The sequence below is a fragment of the Streptomyces sp. NPDC005799 genome, from assembly GCF_040630525.1.
Taxonomy (GTDB): Bacteria; Actinomycetota; Actinomycetes; order Streptomycetales; family Streptomycetaceae; genus Streptomyces; species Streptomyces griseorubiginosus_B.
Genome location: NZ_JBEXXQ010000027.1, coordinates 39,229 through 62,101, shown reverse-complemented (window position 1 = coordinate 62,101; position 22,873 = coordinate 39,229). Strand labels below are relative to the sequence as shown.

Here is a 22,873-nt window from a genome sequence, read left to right as displayed (position 1 = left end):
TCCGTCTACGCCGTCTCCCGGTAGGCCGCCGCCTCCTCCAGGTCAAGGCGCCGCAGCAGGGTGCGCAGCATCTCGTCGTCGATGTAGCGGCCGTCGCGCAGCCGTACGAACATCGCGCGTTCGGCGCCGATCATCTCCCTCGACAGGCGGCGGTAGGTGTCGTCGACGGACTCACCGGTGACCGGGTTGGTCTGCCCCAGGCGCTCCCAGACGGCGTTGCGGCGCTGCTCCAGGACCTGGCGGAGGCGGTCGGCGAGGGGCGGCGGGAGGGTGTTGCGCTCGTCGGTGAGCAGTTCGTCCAGGCGCTGCTCGGCGACCCGGGAGGCCTGGGCCTGTGCGTTGGCCTCGGCGAGGGTCTCGGCCTGCGCGTCCTTGGCGGGGAACCGCACCAGGCGGATCAGCGGGGCCAGGGTGAGGCCCTGCACCACCAGGGTCCCGATGACCGTCGTGAAGGTCAGGAAGAGGATGAGGTTGCGCTGCGGGAAGGGGCCGCCGTCGTGCACGGTGAGCGGGATCGAGAAGGCGATGGCCAGTGAGACGACACCGCGCATCGCGGCCCATGAGGTGACGATCGGGCCTCTCCAGGTGGGGTTGTCCTCGCGTTCCCTAATCCGCGAGGACAGTATGCGGGGCACGAAGGTCCCCGGATACACCCAGACGAACCGGGTCAGGACGACCACCAGGAAGACGGCGAGCGCGTACCAGGCGGCGTCGACGCCCCGGTAGTCCCCGAGGCCCTTGAGCACGACCGGCAGCTGCAGCCCGATGAGCGCGAAGACCGCCGACTCGAGCACGAACGCGACCACCTTCCACACCGCCTCCTCCTGGAGCCGGGTGGCGAAGTCGACCTCCCACGCGCGGTGCCCGATGTAGAGGGCGACGACCACGACCGCGAGCACACCGGAGGCGTGCACCTGTTCGGCGACGGCGTAGGCGACGAAGGGGATGAGCAGCGACATGGTGTTCTGCAGCAGCGCCTCCTTCACATGCGTGCGCAGCCAGTGGATCGGCGCCATCAGCACCAGTCCGACCACCACACCGCCGACCGCGGCCAGCAGGAACTCTCCGATCCCGCCGATCCAGGAGGCGCCCTCGCCGACGGCGGCCGCGACGGCCACCCGGTAGGCGGTGATCGCGGTCGCGTCGTTCAGCAGGGACTCGCCCTGCAGGATCGTGGTGATCCGGGAGGGCAGCCCGACCCGCCGGGCGACCGCGGCCGCCGCGACCGCGTCCGTCGGTGCCACGACCGCCCCCAGCACCAGCGCCGCGGGCAGCGGCAGCCCCGGTACGACGAGATAGGCGACCCAGCCGACGGCGAACGTGGCGAACAGCACGTACCCCACCGACAGCAGCGCCACCGGCCGCACGTTCCTCCGCAGGTCGAGGTACGAGCTCTCGACCGCCTCCTTGTGCAGCAGCGGCGGCAGCACCAGCGGGAGCACGATGTCCGGATCGAGCGTGTAGTCGGGCACCCCGGGCACGTACGACACAATCAGCCCCACCGCCACCAGCCACAGCGGCGCCGGCACCGGAGTGCGGCGCGCGGCCGCGGCGACCGCGGTGCTGCCCGCCACCAGCAACAGCAGTGGCATCACGTCCATCGTCCTCGCCCACCCTCGTTTTTCCGCGCGGCCCTCCGCACGGGCGTCGTAATCTGGCAATCATGAAACAGTGCACGCACGCCGAAGCGCTGCCGCTCCCGCAACCCGGTCCGCTCAGCGAGACGTGCCTGGAGTGTCTGCGCGACGGCACGCACCCGGTGCAGCTGCGGCTGTGCCTCACCTGCGGCCACGTCGGCTGCTGCGACTCGTCGCCGAACCGGCACGCGACGGAGCACCACAAGGACTCCGGCCACCCGATCATGCGCACGTTCGAGCCCGGTGAGAACTGGCGTTGGTGCTTCGTCGACCACGTACTTGTGTGACCCTGGACGCCAGGGTTCCAGGACGGTTCGACCGTCTGACGTCTGGGTACGTCAACCCGGCGCGCCTTCTTCCCATTGGGAGCCGCAGACCCCTAGACACGGAGCGTGTCCACAGTTTTACTGTGAGTGACGGCAAGGGGTCGGGGTCCTGGGGACAGGAAAGTTGAGAGCGCGATAGCGTCACCGCTGAACCACACATCGCGTTACCCCGGGGGGCGACCCTCGGCCCCGTAAAGCTTGTACCACCATGGAGGTGAGGGTGTCCCAGATCGCAGGCGAGCCCGCGACCCAGGACTTCGTGGAAGTCCGGCTGCCGGCCGCGGGTGCCTACCTGTCGGTGCTGCGTACGGCCACGGCCGGCCTCGCGGCCCGTTTGGACTTCACCCTCGACGAGATCGAGGACCTGCGCATCGCGGTTGACGAGGCCTGCGCGATCCTGCTGCAGCAGGCCGTGCCCGGCTCGGTGCTCAGCTGTGTCTTCCGGCTCGTCGACGACTCTCTCGAGGTCACCGTCTCGGCCCCGACCACGGACGGTCACGCCCCCTCGCGGGACACCTTCGCCTGGACCGTGCTGTCCGCTCTCGCGGGCAAGGTCTCCTCCGCCGTGGACGAGGACAAAACCGTTTCGATCAGCCTCTACAAACAGCGCGGCGCGGGACCCGGGCCGGCGTGAGGACAGGGGACGGGCCGGTGCGTGACGAAGAGCGCGGCACACGGGAGCTGCCGGCCGAGGGCACAGGCGGGTCCCGTCACACGGGGGAGCCCGTCGGCGACAGGGCCGGCATCGAGGTCCCGGCGGGCATGGGCGGCATCCCCGAGCAGGCCCGGCCGCATCCGGAGGAGGGCGCCGGCCCCGCGGCGGCGACCGGCTTCCTGGACGACGACGGCCGGCGGGATCGGGAAGGCGCCGCGCCTGGCACCCCTGCGGACGGGCCGAACGGGATCACCCCGGCCCCGCCGCAGGCGAGGGCTGGGCGAAGGACAACGGGCGGGACGATGAGCGAGCACGAGCGAGACGAGCAGCAGGACGCGCAGAGCGTGCAGCAGGCCACGCAGCACGACGCACAGGACCGCAGCGGAGCGCGCGCGATGTTCGTCGAACTGCGCGGGCTGAAGGACGGCAGCCCGGAGTACGCGGAGCTGCGCAACAAACTGGTCCGTATGCACCTGCCGCTGGTCGAACACCTCGCGCGCCGCTTCCGCAACCGCGGCGAGCCGCTCGACGACCTCACCCAGGTCGCCACCATCGGTCTGATCAAGTCCGTCGACCGCTTCGACCCCGACCGCGGAGTGGAGTTCTCGACCTACGCGACCCCGACGGTCGTCGGCGAGATCAAGCGCCACTTCCGCGACAAGGGCTGGGCGGTGCGGGTGCCGCGGCGCCTGCAGGAGCTGCGCCTGGCGCTCACCACGGCCACCGCGGAGCTGTCCCAGCAGCACGGCCGCTCCCCGACCGTGCACGAGCTCGCCGAGAAGCTGGCGATCTCGGAGGAGGAGGTCCTGGAGGGCCTGGAGTCGGCCAACGCCTACTCCACGCTGTCCCTGGACGTCCCCGACACCGACGACGAGTCCCCGGCGGTCGCGGACACCCTGGGCGCCGAGGACGAGGCGCTGGAGGGCGTGGAGTACCGCGAGTCGCTCAAGCCGCTGCTGGAGGACCTGCCGCCGCGGGAGAAGCGGATCCTGCTGCTGCGCTTCTTCGGGAACATGACCCAGTCGCAGATCGCGCAGGAGGTCGGCATCTCCCAGATGCACGTCTCCCGCCTGCTGGCCCGCACCCTGGCCCAGCTGCGGGAGAAGCTGCTGGTGGAGGAGTAGCCGTACGCCTACTGCTTGCCGTCCTGGGCGCGGCCCGGACCCTTGATCCCGAGGGCCTGGGTCGTCACCGGGTTGACCAGCAGCACCAGGGCGACGACGGCGACGACCGCCAGCGCGATCCCGGCGGGGATCGCCACGCTGTCGGCCTGCAGCAGGTTGTAGGCCACCGGCAGCGCCATGACCTGGGTGATCACGGCCGGACCCCGGCTCCAGCTCCTGCACGCCAGCAGTCCGCGCGTGGCCAGCAGGGGCAGCAGCGCGAGGACGAGCAGGGTGACGCCGCCGGTGACGGCGGAGCCCCGGTCGTCCGGGGCGCCCACGAGGCCCTCCACGAGCATCCAGACGCCCCCGACGGCCAGCGCGAGCCCTTCCAGCCCGGCGAGGGCGGCGGCGTACGTCAGGCGCCGCGGGCGGGGGCCGGTGTCTTCCTCGGTGGCGGGGGTCTTCTTACTGGTCACCCCTGAAGGGTAGCCCTGGGGAGGCCGGTCGGCGCGGGGGCGGGCGCGGGGGACGCAGGCCCTCTCGGCGAGGTTGAGCCGGCCCCGGGTGGCGAGACTCACGCCCCCTCCTCTTACCTGATCCCTACCTCGCGCTGTGCCCAGTACCAGGCAGTAGGTACGCTGCAACTCATGCGTGCACTCCTCGTGGTCAACCCGGCGGCAACCACCACCAGCGCACGCAGACGCGATGTGTTGATCCACGCACTGGCGAGCGAGATGAAGCTCGAGGCGGTCACCACCGAGTACCGCGGCCACGCACGCGACCTGGCCCGGCAGGCAGCCGACAGCGACGACATCGACCTCGTGGTGGCCCTCGGCGGCGACGGCACGGTCAACGAGGTCGTCAACGGTTTGTTGCACGCCGGCCCCCATCCGGACGGTCTGCCCCGCCTCGCCGTGGTCCCGGGCGGCTCCACCAATGTCTTCGCCCGCGCCCTGGGCCTGCCCAACGACGCCGTCGAGGCGACGGGCGCCGTGCTGGACGCCCTGCACCAGGGCAGCGAGCGCGCGGTCGGCATGGGTCTCGCCACGGGGACGCCGGGGACCGAGGACGAGGCGGTGCCGGCGCGCTGGTTCACCTTCTGCGCGGGGCTCGGTTTCGACGCCGGCGTGGTCGGGCGGGTGGAGCAGCAGCGCGAACTCGGCAAGAAGTCCACCCACGCCCTTTATCTGCGCCAGGTCGCCCGTCAGTTCCTGCAGGAGCCGCACCGGCGGCACGGCACCATCACGCTGGAGCGGTCCGGCGAGGAACCGGTGACCGATCTGGTGATGTCCATAATCTGCAACACCTCGCCCTGGACCTATCTGGGCAATCGTCCGGTGTACGCGTCGCCTAAGGCTTCGTTCGATACCGGGCTCGACGTACTCGGCGTCAGCCGCATGTCCACGGTCTCGGCTGCCCGGTATGCCACGCAGTTGCTCACTTCGTCCCCCGAGCGGGGACCCCATGGAAAGCACGTCGTGTCCCTGCACGACCTGGACGGGTTCACCTTGCATTCGAAGGCGCCTCTCCCCCTCCAGATGGACGGCGACCACCTCGGACTGCGTACGAGCGTGACGTTCACAGGCGTACGCCGTGCACTGCGTGTGATTGTGTGAGCAGAAGGGGCTAAAGTCCTTTCACTCGAACGTTTAGGCCAGGGTCCACCCCATGGAAGTACGGCTGTGACCTAGTCGACACCGAGGAATCAAAAAAAACTTTCCGGAAGGGGTTGTATCCGCCGCTGAGGTTTGCGAGTCTCTACGTGGCGATCGGGACAGCCCGCAACACCGGCATCCACAGATCACCGGAACCCCTCTTCAATCTCAGGTCCACGCCGGGGAAGACTCGGCGGTCGGCCCTTCACTTGTTGAGGGATTCGTGAAAGCGTTCACATTCACAAGCAACCTGCACGTAATACCAAGGAGAGGTAGCAGCCATGGACTGGCGTCACAACGCCGTTTGCCGCGAGGAAGACCCCGAGCTCTTCTTCCCCATCGGCAACACCGGTCCTGCGCTGCTGCAGATCGAGGAAGCCAAGGCCGTCTGCCGTCGCTGCCCCGTCATGGATCAGTGTCTGCAGTGGGCGCTCGAGTCCGGTCAGGACTCCGGCGTCTGGGGTGGTCTCAGCGAGGACGAGCGCCGCGCCATGAAGCGCCGCGCCGCCCGCAACCGGGCCCGTCAGGCCTCCGCCTGACAACACCCGCCCCGCAAACAGCCTGAGCTTGGCGGCGCGCACAGCGAGTGCGCTTCTCCCGCCCCCGAGCCGCAGCGCGCAGTATCCCCGGTGCGCCTAGCAATAGAGCAGCAACGAGCGACTGGCCCTGGATCCCCCCGGATCCGGGGCTTTTTGCTGTGCTCGCCGCTCGCCGCTCACCTCCGCGGACTACTTGTGCGCCCGCACCGGTACGTCGAAGATCACCCGGGTTCCCCGCTCCGGCGCCGGCACCATGTCGAACGTACCGCCCAACTCGCCCTCCACCAGGGTCCGTACGATCTGCAGGCCGAGATTGCCGGCGGTGTGCGGGTCGAAGCCCTCGGGCAGGCCGACGCCGTCGTCCTGGACGGTGACCAGGAGGCGGGCCTCCTTGGTGGTGCCGCCACGGACGGCGGAGACCTCGACCGTGCCGGTCTCCCCCTCGCGGAAGCCGTGTTCGAGGGCGTTCTGCAGGACTTCGGTGAGAACCATCGACAGCGGGGTGGCGACCTCGGCGTCCAGGATGCCGAAGCGGCCGCTGCGCCGGCCGGTGACCTTGCCCGGCGAGATCTCGGCGACCATCGCGAGCACCCGGTCGGCGATCTCGTCGAACTCCACGCGCTCGTCGAGGTTCTGGGAGAGCGTCTCGTGCACGATCGCGATCGACCCGACCCGGCGCACCGCCTCCTCCAGGGCCTCCCGGCCGCGGTCGGACTCGATGCGGCGGGCCTGCAGACGCAACAGGGCCGCCACGGTCTGGAGGTTGTTCTTCACCCGGTGGTGGATCTCCCGGATGGTGGCGTCCTTGGTGATCAACTCGCGCTCGCGGCGGCGCAGTTCGGTGACGTCCCGGAGCAGGACCAGCGAACCGATGCGGGTGCCCTTGGGCTTGAGCGGGATCGCGCGGAACTGGATGACCCCGTCGTGGGCCTCGATCTCGAACTCGCGGGGCGCCCAGCCGCTGGCCACCTTGGCGAGCGCCTCGTCCACCGGGCCGCGGGTCGGGGCGAGTTCGGCCGTCGTCCGGCCGAGGTGCTGGCCGACGAGGTCGGAGGCCAGGCCCATGCGGTGGTAGGCGGACAGGGCGTTCGGGGAGGCGTACTGGACGATGCCGTCCGCGTCGAGACGGATCAGGCCGTCGCCCACGCGCGGGGCGGCGTCCATGTCCATCTGCTGGTTCGCGAAGGGGAAGGCGCCGGCCGCGATCATCTGCGCGAGGTCGGAGGCGCTCTGCAGATAGGTCAGTTCGAGCCGGCTCGGGGTGCGCACGGTGAGCAGGTTGGTGTTGCGTGCGATGACACCGAGGACGCGCCCCTCCCGTCGCACCGGGATCGACTCGACCCGGACCGGGACCTCCTCACGCCACTCGGGGTCGCCCTCGCGCACGATCCGGCCCTCGTCGAGCGCCGCGTCCAGCATCGGGCGGCGGCCGCGCGGGACGAGGTGGCCGACCATGTCGTCCTGGTAGGAGGTGGGGCCGGTGTTGGGCCGCATCTGGGCGACGGAGACGTACCGGGTGCCGTCGCTGGTGGGCACCCACAGGACGAGGTCGGCGAAGGAGAGGTCGGAGAGCAGCTGCCACTCCGAGACCAGCAGGTGGAGCCACTCGAGGTCGGAGTCGTCGAGGGCGGTGTGCTGGCGGACCAGTTCGTTCATGGAGGGCACGGGTGCGAGCGTACCTGGCGGTATGTGGGTGGCCGAAAACCGGCCTGAGAACACCCGCGGGCCGCGGCGCCTGGGAGGGACCCTCAACCCTCCCGGCACCGCAGCCCGGAGCAGCATCGGCCGCGGGGTGTGCGGTCCCGGTCGGCCGAAGGTCGAGGAGCCGGGGCAGTCAGGGCAGAGAGCTCCGGTTCCTCGGTCCGTCCTCCTGTGCGGGGAGGGCGGAAGTTCGCTTCAATTGTGGACTAGACCACTCTGCGTGTCCATGCGTTGGAGCCTGTTGGTTGTTGTTATTTCCCGACCGGCTCGACGACTACTGGGACGCCCGGGTGTCCATCACGCAGCCTAACCCGTGTGGGTTCATGTGCGGGGCCAGATGGACATGGCAATTTCGGCGAGGGCTTCCAGGGCGGCGAGGGTGATGCGGCGCGGGCGTCGGTGGAGGACGGTGACTCGCCCGCGGTGACGCCGGCCGGACAAGGCTCCCGAACGCGGCGATGCCGGCGTTGCGCCGCGCGCAAGGACTCCTCGGCCTGGAGGCGGCGCAGTTGGTGGCCGTGTGGAGGACGAGGCAGCCGTGCGGGCGGCCCCGGCGCCGGGTACACGTCGGCGGCCTCCCTCAGCACCCGCTCGACGGCCGCCCGGGCGGTGGGCTCCTCGACGAGCGCGCGGTCGGTGAAGGCGCCGTGGCGGGCCCGGTAGACGGTCACGACCTCGTCGAGCAGCGCGCGTTTGTCACCGAGGCTGCGTACAGGCTCGGCGCGCCGCTGCCCATGACACGGGTGAGGTCGGCGACGGAGGCGGCCTCGTAGCCGTGCTCCCAGAAGGCCAGGACGGTCTTCTCCAGGGCGGCGTCACGGTCGAAGGAACGCGCGGCTTCGACACCGGCCCGGCCCGGGTGCTCGTCTCGTCGCCGCCCGCCACGGCCGGAACAGTGCTGCGGGTGCCGGCGAAGGGATCAGTGGGTCTCCGTCACCTTCGCCAGGGCGCGGGGGGCGTCCGGGTCCTGGCCGCGGGCGATGGTGACCTCGTAGGCGAGGAGCTGGAGGGGGATGATCTCCAGGATCGGCTGGACCTCCTCGGCGACGCCCTCGGTGGGCAGCACCAGACCGGCGGAGGCCCGCTCGACCTGCTCCCGGGGACCGACGACGAAGAGATCGGCACCGCGGCCGCGCAGCCGGTCCAGGACCGGTTGGAGGGCCTCGCCGCCCTTGCCGTCGGTGACCACCGCGATGACCGGGGAGACGTTGTCGACCATGGCGAGCGGGCCGTGCAGCAGGTCGGCGCCGGAGTAGGAGAGAGCGGGGATGTAGCTCGTCTCCATCAGCTTCAGCGCCGCCTCCTTGGCGGTGGGATAGCCGTAACCGCGGGAGGTGATGACCATGCGCTCGGCGAAGCGGTAGCGGGCGGCGAGGGCGCGGACCTCGTCCTGCCGGGCGAGCAGCTGCTCGGCGAGGTCCGGGAGCACCTTCGCGGCGCCGCCGTCGCCGCCGCGCAGTCCCTCGACGAAGAGGTAGAGGGCGAGGAGGGAGGCGGTGTACGTCTTGGTCGCCGGGAGCGCCTTCTCCGGTCCGGCCATGATGTCGACGTGGTACTCGGAGACGCCGGCCAGCGGCGAGTCGGGGTTGTTGGTGACGGCGAGGGTGATCGCGCCGGCCTCGCGGGCCGCCCGGGTCGAGGCCACCAGGTCGGGGGAGCCGCCGGACTGGCTGACGGTGATCACCAGGACGTCCGTGAGGTCGGGGTGGGCGCCGTACGCCGTGGTGGTGGACATCGAGGTCAGCCCGCAGGGCAGGCCGAGGCGGATCTCCAGCAGGTACTTGGCGTACAGGGCGGCGTTGTCGGAGGTACCGCGGGCGGTCAACAGGACGAACCGGGGCCTGCGGGCGGCGATCTCCTGGGCCACCCGCCGGATCGCCGGGGCGCCTTCGTCCAGGATCCGCCGCAGTACGGCGGGCTGCTCGGCCATCTCACGGGCCATGATCCGGCCCGGGACGTCGGTCTGCGGCTCCGGTGGCGTGGCGGTCATGGTGGTTCCTCCTGGATCGGGCTGCGCTGCGGTACCCATTGCACTCCCCCGGCCCCCATGGTGCCCGTCCGGCACGTGAACGGCTCCCGAGCGGGCGGTTTCAGGGTTCGGACGACCTGGGCCACGGGATCCCGCTCTGTTAGATTGACCCCGCACAGATTGGTCTAAACCACATAGTCCTTCACGGTCCTTCAGAACGGCAGGCCCCAGCGTGGAAGTTGTCATCGTTCCGGACGCCAGGTCGGGTGGCGAGCTCGTCGCCGAGGCCATGGCACGGCTGTTGCGACGCAAGCCGGACGCGCTGCTCGGCGTGGCCACGGGGTCGACTCCGCTGCCCGTGTACGAGGCGCTGGCGGCCCGGGTGCGCACCGGGGCCGTGGACGTCTCACGGGCGCGGATAGCGCAGCTCGACGAGTACGTGGGCCTGCCGGCCGAGCACCCCGAGTCGTACCGCTCCGTGCTCCGGCGCGAGGTGCTGGAGCCGCTCGGCATCGGCATGGAGGCATTCCTGGGGCCCGACGGGACGGCTGAGGACGTGCAGGGCGCGTGCCAGGCGTACGACGCGGCGTTGGCGGCGGCCGGGGGCGTGGACCTGCAGTTGCTCGGGATCGGGACGGACGGGCACATCGGCTTCAACGAGCCGTGCTCCTCGCTGGCCTCGCGGACGCGGATCAAGACGCTGACCGAGCAGACGCGGGTGGACAACGCGCGGTTCTTCGACGGGGACGTCGAGGCGGTGCCGCACCACGTGATCACGCAGGGGATCGGGACGATTCTCGAGGCTCGGCACGTGGTGCTGCTCGCGACGGGGGAAGGGAAGGCGGAGGCGGTCGCCGCGACGGTTGAGGGGCCGCTCGCCTCTGTGTGTCCGGCGTCGGCGTTGCAGATGCATCCGCATGCGACGGTGGTTGTGGACGAGGCTGCGGCGTCGAAGCTGAAGCTGGCGGACTACTTTCGGCACACGTATGTCAACAAGCCGGATTGGCAGGGGATCTGACGGACTGTTGCGGAGTGCGAGTGGTGGGGGCTGGTCGCGCCCACACGGCGGAACCGCAAATCGATACAGCCCCGCGCCCCTGGAGGGGCGCGACAGGCGCCGGACCCTGAAAGGGCCGGCGCCTGTCGCATCGAAGGGCAGACAGCCCGTGAGTCACTCCCCCGCGATGATCTCCGCCGCCGCTCGGCCGCAGACTCGGGCCGCGCCGTGGGTGGCTATGTGGAGCGTGCCTCGGGGTGGGGCCTGGGGGAGGCCCATTTCGACCACGATGGTGTCGGGGCGGGTGCGCAGGACGGTGTCCAGAGCCCTCCCCATCCAGGGGTGGCGGTGTTCGTCGCGGACCACCGCCACGATCCGGCGCCTGCCGGCCGCCGCCAGGGTGGCCAGGCCGGCGTCCTCTCCGGCGAACGTTCCTGTTTCGGTGCCCGGGAGCAGCCGGGAGAGTTCCGCGGCCACGCCCCAGGGGGTCTCCTCGCTCACGGCGATGTTGGCGACCGGGGTGAGGGCGGCGACGTAGGGCGGTTCGGTGAGGGGCGTGAAGGGCTGGGCCGACGTCAGTCTCAGGGCGCGGCGGGCCGCGCGCAGACCCACCTCCTCGTCGGCCGGCGGCCTGGCGTCGGCGGTGCCCGCCGCGGCCGTCCAGCGGGCCAGGGTCCGTACCCGTTCCGCCGCGTCCGCCAGGCGGGCCTCGGGGAGTTCGCCGGTGCGGACCGCCGTGACCAGGGCGTCGCGCAGCCGCCGTACCGTCTCGTCGTCGGCGAGTCCGCCGCCCACGCAGATCGCGTCGGCGCCGGCCGCGATGGCCAGGACGCTGCCGCGTTCGACGCCGTACGTGGCCGCGATCGCCTGCATCTCCATGCCGTCGGTGACGATCAGGCCGTCGTAGCCGAGTTCGCCGCGCAGCAGCCGGGTCAGGACCGGGCGGGACAGGGTCGCGGGGCGGACCGGGTCGAGGGCCGGGACCAGGATGTGGGCGCTCATGACGGCCCGGGTGCCGGCGGCGAGGGCCGCACGGAACGGGGCGAGTTCGCGGGCCGAGAGCACCTCGGCGGGCACGTCGATGCGCGGAAGCGCGTGGTGGGAGTCGACGGCCGTGTCCCCGTGGCCCGGGAAGTGCTTCGTGCAGGCGGCGACCCCGGCGGACTGCAGGCCGGTGACATAGGCCGCCGTGTGCCGGGCCACCAGGTCGGTGTCGGCGCCGAAGGAGCGCACGCCGATGACCGGGTTCGCGGGGTTGGAGTTGACGTCGGCGGAGGGGGCCCAGTTGAGGTTCACCCCGCAGGCGGCGAGGCGGCGGCCCAGTTCGGCCGCGACCTGCCGGGTCAGTTCCACGTCGTCGACCGCGCCCAGCGCGTTGTTGCCGGGGAAGGAGGAGCCGGTGCGCACCTCCAGGCGGGTGACGTCACCGCCCTCCTCGTCGACGGCGACGAGCACGTCGTCCCGCTCGGCGCGCAACTGCGCCGTCAGGGCCGCCAGTTGTTCGGTGGAGGCGATGTTGCGGCCGAAGAGGCCGACGGAGGCGAGGCCCTGCCCGAGGCGGCGCAGCAGCCAGTCGGGGGCGGTGGTGCCGGTGAAGCCCGGTTGCAGGACCGTGAGGGCGTCGCGGGTCAGGGTGTCTGAGCCGCTGGCGATTGTCGTCATCGGGGGCGTTATCCCTTCACGGCGCCCGCGGTCAGACCCGCGGCCATCTTGCGCTGGACGAGGAGGAAGAGGGCGACGATCGGCACGGCCATCATGGTGGCGCCGGCCATCATCGGGGCGTACTCGGTGCCGTGTTTGGTGGTGAAGTTGCCGAGCCAGACGGTCGCGGTCTGGTGCTGCTGGCTGAGCAGCATGAGGGCGTAGATGTACTCGTTCCAGGCCTGGATGAAGGCGTAGACCGAGGTGGCGACCATGCCGGGGGCCAGCAGCGGGAAGACCACGCGGATGAAGGCGCCGGTGCGGGAGCAGCCGTCGACCATCGCCGCCTCCTCCAGTTCCCGGGGGATGTTGACGATGAAGCCGCGCAGCGTCCACACCGTGAAGGGGAGGATGAAGGTCAGGTACGTGATGATCAGGCCCGAGAGCTTGTCGTACTGCTCCAGGTCGTTGAGGAGCAGGAAGACCGGGATGATCATGGCCACCAGCGGGACCATCTGGACGGCGAGGATGCCGATGATGACGACCTTGCGGCCGCGGAAGGCGAACCGGGAGATGGCGAGCGCCGCCAGCAGACCGACGACCATGCCGATCACCACGACGGACAGGGAGACGATCAGGCTGCGGCCGACCGGGCCCCAGAAGTCCGCGATGTCCAGCGCCCGGCGGAAGTTGGCCAGGGTGAAGCCGGTCGGGAAGAGGCTCGGGTCGGGGTCGATGGTGTCCTTGGCCGGTTTGATGGCCGTGTTGAGCATCCAGTAGACGGGGAAGCCGGCGGTCAGGAAGACGAGGAGACCGAGGAGGTTCCAGCCGAGCTTGGACTTGCGGGGCCGCCGCCCCGTGGTGATCGCGCTCATTCCACCTCTCCGATCTTCAGCATCTGGCGCATGTACACGGCGACCACGCCCAGCAGCAACAGCACGGTGATCAGGGCGATCGCGGAGCCCTGCGCGTAGTCGTTGACCTGGAAGGCGCGGTCGTAGGAGTAGGTGGTCAGGAGCTGGAACTCGTCCTCGGGATGGCCGTCGCGCATCACGAAGACCTGCGGGAAGACGCCCATGTCCCAGATGACCGACAGGGTCGTGAGCATCACGATGATCGGCTTGAGGATGGGCAGGGTGACGTACCGGAAGACGCCCCAGGAGCCCGCGCCGTCCAGCCGGGCCGCCTCCTCCAACTCCGCCGGGACCTGGGTGAGTCCGGCGCTGAGGGTGATGACGACGAAGGGCACGGCGCCCCAGACCACGAGCAGCATGATGACGGCCAGGCCCTGCGGGCCGCTCGCGAACCAGTTGTGACCGATCAGCTGCACCCCGGGCAGCTTGCTGAGCAGCGCGTTGAGGATGCCGTAGTCGCTGTCGAACAGCCACTTGAAGACGGTCGTGGCGACGATGATCGGCATGCCCCAGCTGGCCACCAGCACGATGTTGACCAGTGTCTTCACCCAGCCGGAGACACGTTGCAGCAGCAGCGCGACCAGCATGCCGAGGACCATCGTGAAGATGACCGACCCGGCGGCGAAGATGATCGTGCGCAGCACGACCTGCCAGAACTGGGTGTCGCCCAGCACCCCGGTGAAGTTGGCGAACCCGACCCACTCGGCCGGCTGGAAGCCCCACAGCTGGGACTGCCCGAACTTCTGGAAGGACAGGGTGACCAGGCGGACCATGGGGTAGCCCATGACCAGGGCGAGGATCACCAGACAGGGGGCGAGCAGCAGCCACGGTGTGGCCGCGCCGCCCGAGATGCGGCCTCTGCGTGGCGCGTTCGGGGCGGACGGTGGTGACGGCGGCGCCTGCCGCGGCGGCGGCACCTTGGCAGGGGTGGTGGTGTCTGCGGCACTCATCGCGCGCTCCTCAGCGGTCCCTCAGGTCGTACGGTCGTACGAGAGGCAGGGCCCCCGCCCCGGACCTTGCCCGGGGTCGAAAGGGCCCTGCCCTCAGGTCACTTGGTGTTGATGACCTTGTCGATCGCGGCGTCCGCGGCCTTCGCGGCGGCCTCGACCGACTGCTTGCCGGTGCCGATGCTCTGCAGCATGGTCTGCAGCACCTGGGCCTTCTCGACCTGGCCCCAGCCGGGCGCCATCGGGACGAACCAGTTGGACTCGGCCGCGGTGGCCGGGACCGCCGTCGCGGGGTCGTTCTTCAGGGTCTGGAGGTCGGTCTTGTTGTTGGGCAGGTTGCCCTTGGCCATCAGGCCCTTCTGACCGGAGGGACCGGTGAAGGCGTTGATCCACTCGGCGGCGACACCCTGCGCCTTGGACTTGACCGGGACGGCGAGGTCCGAACCGCCCAGGAAGACGGGCAGGTTCTTGCCGGACGGACCCGGCATCACGAAGTTCTCGAGGTTGTTCTTGAGCTTGCCGGTCTTGTCGTTCTTCGGGTCGGCGGAGGTCGCGCCCTCCCAGGCGGCACCGAAGATCATGCCGGACTTGCCCTGGCCGTAGACGATGTAACGGTCGGACTCGTCCTTGGTCTTGTCACCGTGCATGTACTTGTCGATGACGTTCTTGAACTCGGTGAGGCCCTTGATGGACTCAGGCGAGGAGAGGTTGCCCTTCCACTGGCCGCCGTCCTGCTTCGCTATGGAGCCGCCGGCGTCGTAGACGAAGGACATGGCCGCGTACCAGTCACGGGTGGGCTGGTACCAGGCGGAGAACTTGTTGCCCTCCTTCGCCTGCACCTTGTCGAGGGCGGCGGTGAGTTCGGCGTACGTCTTCGGCGTGGACTTCACGCCCACCGAGGCGAAGAGGTCCTTGCGCCAGTTGCCGACCCGGCCGCCCGCGTAGTAGGGGACGCCGTAGGTCTTGCCGTCGTACGTCACCGAGGCCTTCAGGCCGTCCAGCCAGGCGGAGGAGTTGGTGAACTTCGCGGGGTCGACGGGAGCGAAGGCGCCCTTGACCATGTAGCTCAGCATCTCGGTGTTGCCCATCTCGACCACGTCCGGCACCTTGTCGGTGGCCAGGACCGCGTCGAGCTTGGTGTTCTTGTCCGGCCAGCCGTAGTACTCGTGGTTGATCTTGATGCCGGGGTGGGCCTTCTCGACGGCCGCGTCGGCGGCCTTCACGAGGTTGGGCCAGTTGTTCTGGGCGTCGACGGTGAGCCAGACCGTCAGCTCCTTGGCGTCGGAGCCGGACGTCGAGCTCTTGTTGTCGCTTCCCCCACACGCAGCGACCGAGACCATCATGCCCGCGATACCGATCGCGGCTGCCAGCTTGCGCTTCACGCCACCCTCCTCAGGGATGCCCACACCTCCCCGCCCATACGCCGGGACCTGAACCAATGGTGTAGACCAGTACCGGGAGCTTGGACCAGACCACGAAGCCTGTCAAGAGTGCTCGAAAATGCTCTGACCAGCCGTTATGCGACCTACATATGCAAGAACCTTTAAGTAAGAAGCCAGCGAAAACAGCGGCGGCGGAGTAGTCTCGTCCGCTAGACCACTTGGCTCTGTGGACTAGACCAAACCAGGTGGCGACGGTATACAGAGGGGATCACGACGTGACCCGCGTCCGGAGCCGGGAAGGCAGACCATGAGTACCGACGTCAGCAGTGCGGAGAACGAGGGCGGGGCAGGCGTCCGTATCGCGCGCGTGCCCAAGTACTACCGCCTGAAGAAGCACCTGCTGGACATGACGGAGACACAGTCGCCCGGCACACCGGTACCGCCCGAGCGCACCCTCGCCGCGGAGTTCGACACCTCCCGCACCACGGTGCGGCAGGCGCTGCAGGAACTGGTCGTCGAGGGGCGCCTGGAACGCATCCAGGGCAAGGGCACCTTCGTCGCCAAGCCGAAGGTCTCGCAGGCGCTGCAACTGACCTCCTACACCGAGGACATGCGCGCCCAGGGCCTGGAGCCGACCTCGCAGCTGCTGGACATCGGCTACATCACCGCCGACGACCGGCTCGCCGGGCTCCTCGACATCACGGCCGGCGGCCGGGTGCTGCGCATCGAGCGGCTGCGCATGGCCAACGGCGAGCCGATGGCCATCGAGACCACCCACCTCAGCGCCAAGCGCTTCCCGGCCCTGCGCCGGTCCCTCGTCAAGTACACGTCTCTGTACACGGCGTTGGCCGAGGTGTACGACGTCCACCTCGCCGAGGCCGAGGAGACCATCGAGACCTCGCTGGCCACCCCGCGCGAGGCCGGCCTGCTCGGCACCGACGTGGGCCTGCCGATGCTGATGCTCTCCCGCCACTCCCTGGACCGGGACGGACAGCCGGTGGAGTGGGTGCGGTCGGTGTACCGGGGGGACAGGTACAAGTTCGTGGCGCGGCTGAAGAGGCCCGTCGACTGAGGGGAAGCGGGCGGGGGTTCCACCCCCGCCGCGGGTCTTCACGGAATCGACATACCGATATCCCGACGCGGTCTTCCACTGCCGTGACACCGTGACCTACATTGCCTGCGCGTTGCACATGTGATCACAGGCGAACGTGAGGGGACGGAGCCGCCGTATGTCCGAAGTACCCGAAGTGAGACCACCGGTGGTGACCCCGGTCCGCGTGATCATCGCCGTCTGCCTGCTCGCGCCCTTCGTGGCGATGCTGTGGGTCGGTTCCTACGCCAAGACAGACCCGGAGTTCATCGGCATCCCGTTCTTCTACTGGTACCAGATGCTGTGGGTGCTGGTCTCCACCGCGTTGACCATGACCGCGTACAAGCTGTGGCAGCGTGACCAGCGCGCCCGCAAGGGGGGTGCGGGCAAGTGAAGGACGGTGTGAACGGCGTCGCGCTCGGCGTCTTCATCTTCTTCTTCCTGGCCGTCACGGCCATGGGCTTCCTCGCCGCTCGCTGGCGCAAGGCCGAGAACGAGCACAGCCTCGACGAATGGGGCCTGGGCGGACGGTCGTTCGGCACCTGGGTCACCTGGTTCCTGCTCGGCGGCGACCTGTACACGGCGTACACCTTCGTCGCCGTTCCGGCGGCGATCTACGCGGCGGGCGCGGCCGGCTTCTTCGCCGTGCCGTACACGATCCTGGTCTACCCGCTGATCTTCACGTTCCTGCCGCGCCTGTGGTCGGTCTCGCACAAGCACGGGTACGTGACGACCTCCGACTTCGTGCGTGGACGCTTCGGCTCCAAGGGCCTGTCGCTGGCGGTGGCGCTGACCGGCATCCTCGCGACGATGCCGTACATCGCGCTCCAACTCGTCGGCATCCAGGCCGTGCTGGACGTCATGGGCGTGGGCGGCGGTGAGAACACCAACTGGTTCGTGAAGGACCTCCCGCTCCTGATCGCCTTCGGTGTGCTCGCGGCCTACACCTACTCCTCCGGCCTTCGGGCCCCCGCCCTGATCGCGTTCGTGAAGGACACGCTGATCTACATCGTCATCGCCGTGGCGATCATCTACATCCCCATCAAGCTGGGCGGCTTCGACGACATCTTCGCCAAGGCGGGCGACGCCTTCGCCCAGACCAACCCGGCGACGGGCAAGCCGCGCGGCGCCCTGGCACCAGCCGAGCCCGCCCAATGGACGTACGCCACCCTGGCGTTGGGCTCGGCGCTCGCGCTCTTCATGTACCCGCACTCGATCACCGCGACGCTCTCCTCCAAGAGCCGTGAGGTGATCCGCCGCAACACCACGATCCTGCCGCTGTACTCGCTGATGCTCGGCCTGCTCGCGCTGCTGGGCTTCATGGCCATCGCGGCGGGGGTCAAGGTCACCAACGGCCAGCTGGCGATCCCGCAGCTCTTCGAGAACATGTTCCCGAGCTGGTTCGCCGGGGTGGCCTTCGCGGCGATCGGCATCGGCGCGCTGGTCCCGGCGGCCATCATGTCCATCGCGGCCGCGAACCTCTTCACCCGCAACATCTACAGGGACTTCATCAAGCCGGACGCCACGCCGAAGCAGGAGGCCCAGGTCTCCAAGATCGTGTCGCTGCTGGTGAAGGTCGGCGCACTGGTCTTCGTCCTCACCATGGACAAGACGGTCGCCATCAACTTCCAGCTGCTGGGCGGCATCTGGATCCTGCAGACCTTCCCGTCCCTGGTCGGCGGCCTCTTCACCCGCTGGTTCCACCGCTGGGCCCTGCTCGCCGGCTGGGCGGTCGGCATGATCTACGGCACGGTCGCGGCGTACGGCGTCGCCTCCCCCACCCAGAAGCACTTCGGCGGCTCGTCGAAGGAGATCCCGGGCATCGGGGAGATCGGCTACATCGGCCTCACCGCCTTCGTCCTGAACGTGGCGGTGACGGTGATCCTGACCTTCGCCCTGAAGGCCTTCAAGGCCCCGGAGGGCATCGACGAAACCAGCCCGGAGGACTACACGGCGGACGCGGGAGACCCGGGGGTGGAGGTGGAACTGCCGCCGGCGACGGCGGGGACCTCGCACTGACCGCTGAGGCGGACACGGCACGACCGGCGGGCCGTCGGAGGAATCCGGCGGCCCGTTGTCGTACCCGTCCGGCACACTCGGGCCCATGGACATCCTGATCAGGCCGGTGGAACCCGGCGAGTACGGCACCCTCGGCGAGATCACCGCCGGGGCCTACGTGCAGGACGGCCTGCTGGCGTTCGGCGAGAGCGACTGGTACCTGGAGGAGCTGCGGGACGTCGCCAAGCGGGCGTCGGCCGCCGACGTGCTGGTGGCCGTCCGCGACGGCAGCCTCCTCGGCGGCGTCACCTTCGTCCCCGCGGGCGGCCCGATGGCCGACCTCGCCCGCCCCTCAGAGGCCGAGATCCGCATGCTGGCCGTGGCCGACGCGGCTCGTGGCCAGGGCGCCGGGGAGGCCCTCGTCCGGGCCTGCGTCGACCGCGCGCGTGCCTTGGAGTGCACCGGCGTGGTGCTGTCCACCCAGCAGAAGATGCGCGCCGCGCACCGCATCTACGAGCGCCTGGGTTTCCGCCGAGCACCCGGCCGCGACTGGCACCCGCTCCCCGGTGACGCCTTCACGCTCCTCACCTACGAGTTGACGCTCTGACACGCTTCGAAGTCGCCGCGACACAACATATGGGGGCGCTGTTCTCGCCCGGCACAAGATGTATGCTCATGCTCGCTGTCGTCGCAGGGGAATCCGGTGCGAATCCGGAACTGTCCCGCAACGGTGAACCCGCGCACACCCGTGCGCGGAATCAGTCCGAGGACCTGCCGACAGCGCACCCGGCCACACCGGCCCGGGTGCCCTGACGTCCGGGCCTCGTGGAATGGGCCGGTGGACGCGATGCGCCGTGCGCTCGTGTGCTGCCCCCTGCCCGCAAGGCCCCGTGCCGAGCGAGGGAGAGCCCCACGTGACCATCGCGCCGCCAGCCGATCCGGCTTCAGCGACCGACCCGGCTTCAGCGACCGAGCCGGAAGCCGCCGGACACGGTGCCGCACTGCTGCGCACCCTGACCGAGCTGACCGCCGACCTGCCCGACGCCGACCCCGGCCGGGTCGCCGCCGCCGCACTGCGCGGCCGGTCCGCGCGGGCGGACGGGGCGGAACTGCGCGAGCTCGCCACGGAGGCGGCGGCCGGCCTCATCTCCGAGGACCCGGCGTACAGCAGGCTGGCCGCCCGGCTCCTCACCCTGAGCGTCGCCGCCGAGGCCGCCTCGCAGGGCGTCACGTCCTTCACCGAGTCCGTCGCCGTCGGCCATCGCGAAGGGCTCATCGCCGACCGCACCGCGGAGTTCGTACGGCTGCACGCCGACCGCCTCGACGCGCTGATCGACCCCGCGGCCGACGACCGCTTCGGCTACTTCGGCCTGCGCACCCTCTACAGCCGTTACCTCCTGCGCCACCCGATCACCCGCAAGGTCATCGAAACACCGCAGCACTTCATGCTCCGCGTGGCGAGCGGTCTCGCGGACGACACCGCGCTCGGTCCGGAGACAGGCGCCCGTGCCGTGGACGAAGTGGCCTCCCTCTACGGCCTGATGAGCCGTCTCGACTACCTGCCCTCCTCCCCCACGCTCTTCAACTCCGGCACCCGGCACCCCCAGATGTCGTCCTGCTACCTCCTCGACTCCCCGAAGGACGAGCTGGACTCCATCTACGACCGCTACCACCAGGTCGCCCGTCTCTCCAAGCACGCCGGCGGCATCGGCATCGCCTACTCCCGCGTCCGCGCCCGCGGTTCGCTGATCCGCGGCACCAACGGCCACTCCAACGGCATCGTCCCGTTCCTGAAGACGCTGGACGCGAGCGTCGCCGCCGTGAACCAAGGTGGCCGGCGCAAGGGCGCCGCGGCCGTCTACCTGGAGACCTGGCACTCCGACATCGAGGAGTTCCTGGAGCTGCGCGACAACACCGGTGAGGACGCCCGCCGTACGCACAACCTGAACCTGGCGCACTGGATCCCGGACGAGTTCATGCGCCGGGTCGACGCCGACGAGCGGTGGTCGCTGTTCTCCCCGGCGGACGTGCCCGAACTCGTGGACCTGTGGGGCGAGGAGTTCGACGCGGCGTATCGGCAGGCGGAGGCGGCGGGGCTCGCCCTCAGGACGCTCCCGGCACGCGAGCTGTACGGCCGGATGATGCGCACCCTCGCGCAGACCGGGAACGGCTGGATGACCTTCAAGGACGCCGCCAACCGCACCGCCAACCAGACGGCGACCCCCGGTCATGTCGTCCACTCCTCCAACCTCTGCACGGAGATCCTGGAGGTCACCGACGACGGTGAGACGGCGGTGTGCAACCTCGGCTCGGTCAACCTGGGCGCCTTCGTGGCCGGCGACGGCCTCGACTGGGAGCGGCTGGACGAGACCGTGCGCACGGCCGTCACCTTCCTCGACCGTGTCGTCGACATCAACTTCTACCCGACCGAGCAGGCGGGCCGCTCCAACGCCAAGTGGCGTCCCGTGGGCCTGGGCGCGATGGGCCTGCAGGACGTCTTCTTCAAGCTGCGGCTGCCCTTCGACTCGCCGGAGGCCAAGGCCCTGTCCACCCGGATCGCCGAGCGCGTCATGCTCGCCGCGTACGAGGCCTCCGCGGACCTCGCCGAGCGGAGCGGCCCGCTGCCCGCCTGGGAGAAGACCAGGACCGCCCGGGGCGTGCTGCACCCCGACCACTACGACGTCGACCTCGTCTGGCCGGAGCGGTGGGCGGCGCTGCGCGCGCGGATCGCGGCGACCGGCCTGCGCAACAGCCTCCTCCTCGCCATCGCGCCGACCGCGACCATCGCCTCCATCGCCGGTGTGTACGAGTGCGTCGAGCCGCAGGTGTCCAACCTGTTCAAGCGCGAGACGCTGTCCGGCGAGTTCCTCCAGGTCAACTCCTACCTGGTACGGGAGCTGAAGGACCTCGGCGTCTGGGACGCCCGCACCCGGGAGGCCCTGCGCGAGGCGGGCGGCTCGGTGCAGGACTTCGTGTGGATCCCCGAGGACGTACGGCGCCTGTACCGCACGGCGTGGGAGATCCCGCAGCGCGGCCTGATCGACATGGCGGCGGCCCGTACGCCGTACCTCGACCAGTCCCAGTCCCTGAACCTCTTCCTGGAGACGCCGACCATCGGCAAGCTCTCCTCGATGTACGCGTACGCCTGGAAGCAGGGCCTGAAGACGACGTACTACCTCCGCTCCCGCCCGGCGACCCGCATCGCCCGCGCGGCACGGGCGACCGTGCCCGTACCGACGGCGGACGCCGTCGCCTGCTCCCTGGAAAACCCCGAGTCCTGCGAGGCCTGCCAGTAATGCCCAGCAACCAGAACCTGCTCGATCCCGGCTTCGAGCTGACTCTGCGTCCCATGCGCTACCCGGACTTCTACGAGCGCTACCGGGACGCCATCAAGAACACCTGGACCGTGGAGGAGGTCGACCTCCACTCGGACGTGGCCGACCTGGCGAAGCTGTCCCCGATGGAGCAGCACCTGATCGGCCGGCTGGTCGCCTTCTTCGCCACGGGCGACTCGATCGTGGCGAACAACCTGGTGCTCACGCTCTACAAGCACATCAACTCCCCGGAAGCACGGCTGTATTTGTCGCGCCAGCTGTTCGAGGAGGCCGTCCACGTCCAGTTCTACCTGACGCTGCTGGACACCTATCTCCCCGATCCGGAGGACCGGGCGGCCGCCTTCGACGCCGTCGAGAGCATCCCCTCCATCCGTGAGAAGGCGGAGTTCTGCTTCCGGTGGATGGACTCGGTGGAGAACCTGGACCGGCTGGAGTCCCAGGCCGACCGCCGTCGGTTCCTGCTCAATCTGATCTGCTTCGCCGCGTGCATCGAGGGCCTGTTCTTCTACGGCGCCTTCGCGTACGTGTACTGGTTCCGCAGCCGGGGTCTGCTGCACGGTCTCGCCACCGGCACCAACTGGGTGTTCCGCGACGAGACGATGCACATGTCCTTCGCCTTCGACGTGGTCGACACCGTGCGCAAGGAGGAGCCGGAGCTCTTCGACGACCGGCTGCGGGAGCAGGTGACGGACATGCTGAAGGAAGCCGTGGAGGCGGAGCTGCAGTTCGCCCGCGACCTGTGCGGCGAGGGGCTGCCGGGGATGAACACCGAGTCGATGCGGCAGTACCTGGAGTGCGTCGCCGATCAGCGCCTCACCCGCCTCGGCTTCGCTCCCGTGTACGGCTCCGAGAACCCCTTCTCCTTCATGGAACTGCAGGGCGTCCAGGAACTGACCAACTTCTTCGAACGCCGCCCCTCGGCCTACCAGGTGGCGGTGGAGGGCACGGTCGCCCTGGACGAGGACTTCTGACGGATCCGGT

The 22,873-nt window shown here is 69.8% G+C and carries 20 protein-coding genes, 1 pseudogene and 1 riboswitch; of the genes and pseudogenes, 12 read left to right on the top strand and 9 right to left on the bottom strand.

The window, feature by feature from the left end:
* Positions 1-5: 5 nt before the first annotated feature.
* Positions 6-1,601 carry a Na+/H+ antiporter gene (locus tag ABZ453_RS25835; RefSeq protein WP_359018136.1) on the bottom strand — a complete coding sequence of 532 codons (1,596 nt, stop codon included), beginning with the start codon at positions 1,599-1,601 and terminating at the stop codon, positions 6-8.
* 62 nt (positions 1,602-1,663) lie between these two features.
* Between ABZ453_RS25835 and ABZ453_RS25830 the strand changes: the two genes are divergently transcribed.
* From ABZ453_RS25830 to ABZ453_RS25820, 3 genes are all read left to right on the top strand, one after another.
* Positions 1,664-1,924, top strand: coding sequence for a UBP-type zinc finger domain-containing protein (locus tag ABZ453_RS25830; RefSeq protein ID WP_359018134.1), 261 nt, complete (start codon positions 1,664-1,666; stop codon positions 1,922-1,924).
* A 259-nt stretch (positions 1,925-2,183) separates the two neighbouring features.
* Positions 2,184-2,597 (top strand): anti-sigma regulatory factor, encoded by a 414-nt coding sequence (locus ABZ453_RS25825; RefSeq protein WP_004925829.1) that lies wholly within the window; start codon positions 2,184-2,186, stop codon positions 2,595-2,597.
* Positions 2,598-2,614: 17 nt separating this feature from the next.
* Complete coding sequence (locus ABZ453_RS25820; RefSeq protein WP_359018132.1) at positions 2,615-3,742, top strand: RNA polymerase sigma factor SigF; 1,128 nt, start codon at positions 2,615-2,617, stop codon at positions 3,740-3,742.
* An 8-nt stretch (positions 3,743-3,750) separates the two neighbouring features.
* Here ABZ453_RS25820 and ABZ453_RS25815 read toward each other — a convergent pair whose 3' ends face one another.
* Positions 3,751-4,200, bottom strand: coding sequence for a hypothetical protein (locus tag ABZ453_RS25815; RefSeq protein WP_359018259.1), 450 nt, complete (start codon positions 4,198-4,200; stop codon positions 3,751-3,753).
* 171 nt (positions 4,201-4,371) lie between these two features.
* On the opposite strand from ABZ453_RS25815, the gene ABZ453_RS25810 reads away from it, so the two are divergent.
* The gene (locus ABZ453_RS25810; RefSeq protein ID WP_359018130.1) at positions 4,372-5,340 is read left to right on the top strand and encodes a diacylglycerol kinase family protein; all 969 of its coding nucleotides are present in this window, start codon (positions 4,372-4,374) and stop codon (positions 5,338-5,340) included.
* Positions 5,341-5,660: 320 nt separating this feature from the next.
* Positions 5,661-5,918 (top strand): WhiB family transcriptional regulator, encoded by a 258-nt coding sequence (locus tag ABZ453_RS25805; protein WP_006142322.1) that lies wholly within the window; start codon positions 5,661-5,663, stop codon positions 5,916-5,918.
* A 189-nt stretch (positions 5,919-6,107) separates the two neighbouring features.
* On the opposite strand, the gene ABZ453_RS25800 is transcribed toward ABZ453_RS25805, so the two are convergent.
* The 3 genes and pseudogenes from ABZ453_RS25800 to ABZ453_RS25790 form a co-directional block, all read right to left on the bottom strand.
* Positions 6,108-7,574 carry a PAS domain-containing sensor histidine kinase gene (locus tag ABZ453_RS25800; protein ID WP_133044755.1) on the bottom strand — a complete coding sequence of 489 codons (1,467 nt, stop codon included), beginning with the start codon at positions 7,572-7,574 and terminating at the stop codon, positions 6,108-6,110.
* A gap of 366 nt (positions 7,575-7,940) precedes the next feature.
* Positions 7,941-8,504 (bottom strand): annotated as a pseudogene (locus ABZ453_RS25795) (TetR/AcrR family transcriptional regulator).
* A gap of 34 nt (positions 8,505-8,538) precedes the next feature.
* On the bottom strand, positions 8,539-9,609 hold the full coding sequence (locus tag ABZ453_RS25790; RefSeq protein WP_359018128.1) for an SIS domain-containing protein: 1,071 nt from the start codon (positions 9,607-9,609) through the stop codon (positions 8,539-8,541).
* A 211-nt stretch (positions 9,610-9,820) separates the two neighbouring features.
* On the opposite strand from ABZ453_RS25790, the gene nagB reads away from it, so the two are divergent.
* Positions 9,821-10,606, top strand: coding sequence for a glucosamine-6-phosphate deaminase (nagB, locus tag ABZ453_RS25785; RefSeq protein ID WP_359018126.1), 786 nt, complete (start codon positions 9,821-9,823; stop codon positions 10,604-10,606).
* A 153-nt stretch (positions 10,607-10,759) separates the two neighbouring features.
* On the opposite strand, the gene ABZ453_RS25780 is transcribed toward nagB, so the two are convergent.
* The 4 genes from ABZ453_RS25780 to ABZ453_RS25765 all read right to left on the bottom strand — a co-directional run bounded on the left by ABZ453_RS25780 (position 10,760) and on the right by ABZ453_RS25765 (position 15,469).
* Complete coding sequence (locus ABZ453_RS25780; protein ID WP_359018124.1) at positions 10,760-12,247, bottom strand: glycoside hydrolase family 3 protein; 1,488 nt, start codon at positions 12,245-12,247, stop codon at positions 10,760-10,762.
* 8 nt (positions 12,248-12,255) lie between these two features.
* Positions 12,256-13,101, bottom strand: a complete 846-nt coding sequence (locus ABZ453_RS25775) for a carbohydrate ABC transporter permease (protein ID WP_356949484.1) — start codon at positions 13,099-13,101, stop codon at positions 12,256-12,258.
* Positions 13,098-14,090 (bottom strand): sugar ABC transporter permease, encoded by a 993-nt coding sequence (locus tag ABZ453_RS25770; RefSeq protein ID WP_359018122.1) that lies wholly within the window; start codon positions 14,088-14,090, stop codon positions 13,098-13,100. The genes ABZ453_RS25775 and ABZ453_RS25770 overlap by 4 nt, the downstream gene beginning before the upstream one ends.
* Before the next feature lie 98 nt (positions 14,091-14,188).
* The gene (locus ABZ453_RS25765) at positions 14,189-15,469 is read right to left on the bottom strand and encodes an extracellular solute-binding protein (protein ID WP_359018120.1); all 1,281 of its coding nucleotides are present in this window, start codon (positions 15,467-15,469) and stop codon (positions 14,189-14,191) included.
* A gap of 307 nt (positions 15,470-15,776) precedes the next feature.
* Here ABZ453_RS25765 and ABZ453_RS25760 point away from each other — a divergent pair, with 307 nt between their 5' ends.
* From ABZ453_RS25760 to ABZ453_RS25735, 6 genes are all read left to right on the top strand, one after another.
* Complete coding sequence (locus tag ABZ453_RS25760) at positions 15,777-16,541, top strand: GntR family transcriptional regulator (RefSeq protein WP_359018118.1); 765 nt, start codon at positions 15,777-15,779, stop codon at positions 16,539-16,541.
* Positions 16,542-16,698: 157 nt separating this feature from the next.
* The gene (locus tag ABZ453_RS25755) at positions 16,699-16,953 is read left to right on the top strand and encodes a DUF3311 domain-containing protein (protein WP_133044561.1); all 255 of its coding nucleotides are present in this window, start codon (positions 16,699-16,701) and stop codon (positions 16,951-16,953) included.
* Positions 16,950-18,578 carry a monocarboxylate uptake permease MctP gene (gene mctP / locus ABZ453_RS25750; protein WP_359018115.1) on the top strand — a complete coding sequence of 543 codons (1,629 nt, stop codon included), beginning with the start codon at positions 16,950-16,952 and terminating at the stop codon, positions 18,576-18,578. Before ABZ453_RS25755 ends, mctP begins: the two co-directional genes overlap by 4 nt.
* Positions 18,579-18,663: 85 nt before the next feature.
* On the top strand, positions 18,664-19,164 hold the full coding sequence (locus ABZ453_RS25745) for a GNAT family N-acetyltransferase (protein ID WP_359018113.1): 501 nt from the start codon (positions 18,664-18,666) through the stop codon (positions 19,162-19,164).
* 55 nt (positions 19,165-19,219) lie between these two features.
* Positions 19,220-19,351, top strand: a riboswitch (cobalamin riboswitch).
* Positions 19,352-19,471: 120 nt separating this feature from the next.
* Positions 19,472-21,853 (top strand): ribonucleoside-diphosphate reductase subunit alpha, encoded by a 2,382-nt coding sequence (locus ABZ453_RS25740; protein ID WP_359018111.1) that lies wholly within the window; start codon positions 19,472-19,474, stop codon positions 21,851-21,853.
* The gene (locus tag ABZ453_RS25735; RefSeq protein WP_359018109.1) at positions 21,853-22,863 is read left to right on the top strand and encodes a ribonucleotide-diphosphate reductase subunit beta; all 1,011 of its coding nucleotides are present in this window, start codon (positions 21,853-21,855) and stop codon (positions 22,861-22,863) included. The genes ABZ453_RS25740 and ABZ453_RS25735 overlap by 1 nt, the downstream gene beginning before the upstream one ends.
* Positions 22,864-22,873 lie beyond the last annotated feature (10 nt).